At 47.0% G+C, this 5,655-nt stretch carries 5 protein-coding genes; all 5 read right to left on the minus strand.

Annotated features, from left to right (window positions below; all coding sequences use genetic code 11):
• A partial coding sequence (locus AC1DUA_RS20620; RefSeq protein ID WP_477501554.1) for an HD domain-containing protein occupies positions 1 to 677 on the minus strand: 677 nt, incomplete at its 3' end.
• A gap of 233 nt (positions 678 to 910) precedes the next feature.
• On the minus strand, positions 911 to 1,423 hold the full coding sequence (locus AC1DUA_RS20625) for an adenine phosphoribosyltransferase (protein ID WP_477501555.1): 513 nt from the start codon (positions 1,421 to 1,423) through the stop codon (positions 911 to 913).
• The gene (recJ, locus tag AC1DUA_RS20630) at positions 1,420 to 3,864 is read right to left on the minus strand and encodes a single-stranded-DNA-specific exonuclease RecJ (protein WP_477501556.1); all 2,445 of its coding nucleotides are present in this window, start codon (positions 3,862 to 3,864) and stop codon (positions 1,420 to 1,422) included. The genes AC1DUA_RS20625 and recJ overlap by 4 nt, the downstream gene beginning before the upstream one ends.
• 89 nt (positions 3,865 to 3,953) lie before the next feature.
• Positions 3,954 to 4,907 (minus strand): cation diffusion facilitator family transporter, encoded by a 954-nt coding sequence (locus AC1DUA_RS20635; RefSeq protein WP_477501557.1) that lies wholly within the window; start codon positions 4,905 to 4,907, stop codon positions 3,954 to 3,956.
• A 65-nt stretch (positions 4,908 to 4,972) separates the two neighbouring features.
• The coding region (secF, locus tag AC1DUA_RS20640) for a protein translocase subunit SecF (protein ID WP_477501558.1) at positions 4,973 to 5,655 on the minus strand (683 nt) is incomplete at its 5' end.

Below are 5,655 nucleotides of genomic sequence, written 5' to 3' on the forward strand. Positions count from 1 at the left end.
ATCTCATCCAGCTTCTCTTTGATGCTATGAATGACGTCTTCAATATACTGCTCACGTTCGGTCCGCTTCTTCTGCATCAGATTCACGATCCGGTAATACTGCTGAGGATTCAAATAACGGAGGGCGATATCCTCCATTTCCCACTTGATGGTGGAAATCCCGAGTCTATGTGCAATCGGACAGAAAATCTCCAGCGTTTCTTCCGCTATGCGGCGCTGGCTTTCCTCCGATTGATATTTCAATGTGCGCATGTTATGCAGCCGATCCGCCAGTTTAATCAAAATAACGCKAATATCCTGCGCCATAGCAACAAACATTTTGCGATAGTTCTCGTTCTGCTGCTCTTCCTTGGACTTGAACTTAATTCGTTCGAGCTTCGTCAAACCATCAACAAGCATTGCGCAAGTTTTCCCGAATTTATCTAGAACAGTTTCAAGTGAAACTGTTGTATCTTCAACGACATCATGCAGAAGCGCGGCAATCACGGATGTGACGTCCATCTGCATGTTCACCAGTATATCTGCAACAGCGAGTGGATGCAGAATATAGGGCTCCCCCGATTTGCGCACTTGGCCATGATGGGCTTCATCCGCGAATTCATAGGCCTCCCGTATCCTCTGCAAATCATTCTCTTTCAGATAGGTGGCTGCCTTCTCTAACAGCTGCTCTATACCCATGCATCTACCCATTCCCTTTAGAGGTGGTTTAAAAAGCGAACTTTTTAAACGCTCATCTTTAGTCGATTTTTATTCATTATGCCTGCAAGGCAGGCTCCGCGTCAACTATGCCATGCTATCCTTTCGACAAAAAACATCATTTTGCCTCAAATCCTTTGAAATATTCCTTCCTAGCGACCTATTGCTGAGTACAAAAAAGAACCGAATTATAACATTCGATTCTTCGCTTTATTTTAATATTGAACTAAGGAAACCACATCTATACCACTAAACTTATTTCTGCCTTCCAAATAGGAAAGTTCGATCAGGAACGCTGCTCCTACAATATCTCCACCAAGCTGCTGAATCAAATCAATCGAGGATTGAATCGTTCCGCCAGTTGCCAGCAGGTCATCGGCAATCAGAACTTTCTGACCAGGTTTGATAGCATCCTTATGCATCGCTAATTTATCTTTGCCGTACTCCAAGGCATAATCCACTTCAATCGTCTCGCCTGGCAGTTTACCGCTTTTGCGAATCGGAATAAAACCTACGCCAAGCGCATAAGCAAGCGGAGCGCCGATTACGAAGCCGCGAGCCTCTGGTCCTGCAATCACATCAATTTCTTTCTCTTTTACCATTTCTTTCAGTTGGTCAATTGCTTCTTTATAGACCGCACCATTTTGAAGCAATGTCGTGATGTCTTTGAAGCGGATTCCTGGTTGTGGAAAGTCTGGGATGACGCGAATGTACTCTTTGAAATTCATATAATTTCCTCCAATATGTGGTTTTCTTTATTGATTTGCTGGGCAATCCACTGCTCTAATTCTTTGGCTGACGAATACATCACGATGGATTCAACTTCCTGACGATTCATTCTATGCTGATAAATGCGGGATGCCGTAAGATCTTTCTTGGCTGGTGATGCATGCAGCTTAACGAAAGCCCCTTGTCTTTCAATAAACGCTAGTTCCTCGAACACGGATAAAATGAATTGAATCATAGCTGGTGAAAGGCCCGATCTTTTGCTGAAAGAGGTCATTAGACGGACATCCTGCACATTCAGTGAGCCCTCTTTTTGCAAAGTGCCGTACATCATCTTGAACATGTCGCGAGAAGGCAGTGTGCTTCCACTGTCAGGACCTAATTCTGCGAAGACAGGATAACAGCGCATCATGCCAAGCGCTTGCTGTAACACGCCCTGTAAGCTAGCTAAACTCCTTGGGATCGTGTATAGAATGATATCCTTCATTTGAGCAAAATCAAGCTGACTGGCTGTTTCATTGCCTGGTTCTAACAGTCCGCTGTCTTGAACAACCCAGTAAGGGATGGAGTCGCCAATTTGGAACGCTGTGGCAGCAAAAGCTTTCACGTCACTTTCGTCAAAGAGCACGACACCAGGCACTTGATTCTTCGCGTTGCTTGTAGTCAGGTTATTTTGAAGCATATTCAACTTGGCGCTTAATTGCCCCGCTCCACGCCAATCAAAGAGCTGCATATGCGTTATCTTCAAATCCTGCATAACAATTTGCGGCTTGCGGACGCCGTTCCACTCATTGATGGACAGCTCGCCGAGCACATCGACCTTAGCTGCTTGCGTGATGAGTCCTGCCAGACTACCTTTGCCGAACCCAACGGCTTCTACTGAGCAGCTTACTTCATCTCTAGCCTGAGAAAGCGCAAGCTTCAGATGCTGCTTCTCTTTGCCCATGGTCCGGATGTCGTCCAGCGATAAATCGGTGAACATGAACCTAGGCGCCGGATTGCCCATGCCAAAGGGAGCAAGCTTCTCCAGCCCTTCAATGCTGGCAATTGGAACATCGGGCAGGCTGCATGCAGCGTCAGCTTTCAGAAGCGGAATAAAATCCTGCTCCGTCAACGTTGCAGCTGCAAGCTCATTCAGCTTATGCGTGAAAGCCTCCAGATGGCTGCTGCTTAAGCTCATTCCTGCTGCCGCTTGATGGCCCCCGTAGTGGTCCAGCCACTCTTCACAGACTGTCAGAGCCTTGTGTAAATCAAAGCCAGCAATGGAGCGCGCTGAACCTTTGGCAATCCCTGTCTGCGGATCAATACTGAGCACCAAGGTAGGCCGGTAAAATCTCTCCACGATTTTGGAGGCTACGATGCCGACTACGCCAACATTCCAGCCTTCCTTCGCAACGACGAGCACTTTGTCCAGACCTTTGGCCTGCTGCTCCTCTGCGAGAACAAAGGCTTCTTTCACCATGTCTTCTACGATAAGCTGACGTTCTTTATTCAGCGCATCCAATTCAAAGGCTATTTGCTCTGCTTCGGTTTCATTGGACGTCGTCAACAATTTAACCGCTATATCAGCCGCTTCCAATCTTCCGCTGGCATTAATTCTTGGCGCGAGCGAGAAGCCGATGTGACCTGCTGTCACTTCCTTGCGCTCAATGCCCGAGACGCCAATGAGAGAACGGAATCCTGCGTAAGTCGAATCCTGCATGCGCTGCAGACCTTGTTTAACGAATATTCGGTTCTCGCCATTCAGCGGCATTAAATCCGCCACCGTGCCAAGTGCTGCAAATTCCAGCAGTTCCTCAGGCAGCCTCTCCAGCAAAGCATGTGCCAGCTTGAAAGCAACACCAACACCTGCAAGATGCTTATATGGATAAGGGCAGCCAGGCTTCTTCGGATTAATGACGGACAAAGCTTGTGGCAAGTGCTCAGGAGGCTCATGGTGATCCGTTACGATTACATCTATGCCTAGCTCTTGACAGTAGGCGATTTCTTGAACGGCACTAATGCCTGTGTCCACGGTAATTAATAGATCTACGCCTTGCTCTTTGGCTAAGGCCATCGCCGAACGATTCAGACCATAGCCTTCACGAATGCGATGCGGGATATACGTATCGAACCGGGCGCCCAAGCCTTTTAGCAGATGATACATCAGCGAAGTGCTGCTTACGCCGTCTGCATCATAGTCCCCATATATGCGAATAAATTCATTATTCTGAAGTGCTTTCCGGATGCGTTCAACAGCGGGTAGCATGCCGTCGAGCAAATATGGATCATGATAGTACTGAACTCCGCCATGCATAAATTGTTCAGCTTCAGGTACCGTCCGAATGTCTCGGAGAACAAGCAGTCGGGCCACAAGCGGGTCGATCTGCAGCTCGCGCACAAAAGTTTCTATGAGCATTTCATCCGCATTGCCAATGCTCCATCTTGCCTTTGGTGCTAGCACTCGTGTGTCCTCCTTCGAGTTTTGCTTTTGCAAAACTTTCTTCATACGCTCTTCGCAAGCGTTAACTTAGCGCTGGGCTATATACAAGATTAATGAATGACGGATGGAAGCTCGCTGAGCTCTGAATCCGTTGAATGCTTATAGGGATAGCCTGCATCATAGGGAGCTACATGAACAAACACATCCGAAACATGATGGAATCTTTTCATCAACTGCTGTTTAACCCTTTTGGAAACTTCGTGACCTTCCCAAACCGATACCCTCGGATTCACGCTGATTTTGACCGTAACCACCACATAATGTCCTTGCTCTCTGGCCCTTAAGTCATCTACGGTGATTACACCTTTGATCAACTGCACAACGGCAATCAAATCGTCAGCATCCTCCTGCTGTAGCACGTACTCTTGCTTCCTATGTAAAGCTTCCTTAACAAGCGAATACCCCATTTTCAAGATCAAGAGAGAGACAATGATTCCTGCTAGCGGATCCAAATAGGATAGGAACGATACATGTAAGAGGTTGGCCAACGTTGCGCCGAAAACCCCGATAAGAGCCACAATAGTAGAGTATATCTCGGAACGATGCCCTCTGCTATTAGCAATTAATTCCTGAGAGCCTATCCGTTTGCCCAATCGGTTCACGTATTGATACATGATTTCTTTGACGACTAGCGAAAGACCAAGCGCAGCGAGCGCGTAATTATTGTCAGTATGTTCCTCGGCAGACCCTAAGGCATTTATTGCTGAAATCCCCATCTCGACTCCAATAATAAGAACGACGACAGCTAGCAGAATGCTCGCGACCGAAATATTCTTTGCATAACCTTGGGCATCCGAATCCTCTGGAGACTGCTGATCTGATCTCAACCGAATTAGTGCAGCAGATGAAGCTATGGCTCCCGATGCCGAATGTGCAGCATCAGCTAACAAAGCTGAGCTCTGCACCATAATCCCAACAATACCTTTCAGACACGCAAGAGCTGCATTACCGGTGATGCCGCCCCATACTGCGAGCTCCGTTTTTTGAAAACGCTCGTCTTTCACGCTGACACTCCCCCTGAACGGATACAAAGGCCGCGCAACATTCACGCGGCCGGTTATTATGGTTATTACGCTGCAGCTTTCTTTTTAGAACTCCGTAACGATCTTCTTTTCAAGAGGTACCATAGAGAACAAGCAATAACGATCGAGGAATATGCACCACTTGTTAATCCGACTAGCTTCGCCAGTGCGAACAACTTGATGGACTCGCTTCCGAAGACGTACAAGCTGCCAGCAGCAATTAATACCACGAGAACGGTATTAATATTACGCGCCATCGTCTGCCAGATACTGTCGTTGACTAAAGCAACGAGATCTTCGTCCGTTTTGAGCTTAGCGAATCTGAGATTTTCACGGATACGGTCAAAAATAACGATTTTATCATTGATGGAATAACCGATTGTCGTCAATACCGCCGCCAAAAACGGAAGGTTCACTTCTAGACGGAAAATCGCAAAGACTGCGATAACCATGAATGCGTCGTGAAGAATGGCAATAATGGCAGCAATCGCAAAACGCCATTCAAAACGGATACTGACATATACACAAATCAATACGCTGGCAATAGCTACCGCATACACGGCTTTTAACAGCAATTCTTTGGCCAATTGAGGGTCAACGGTGTTGATCTCTTTGGAAACTTCAACGCCGTAAGCTGTTGCAAATGCTTTTTGAATTTTGTTCACTGTGTCGTCGTTTAGCACATCATCGAAGCGGATCGAGACGCGATCACTGTTGTTCCCGCCGATTG

The sequence above is a fragment of the Paenibacillus sp. 01T422 genome (assembly GCF_056398785.1).

What these genes read in the sequence shown, in the direction of transcription:
- AC1DUA_RS20625 (WP_477501555.1), bottom strand. Translation starts at nt 1,423, where the DNA reads ATGAATTTCAAAGAGTACATTCGCGTCATCCCAGACTTTCCACAACCA.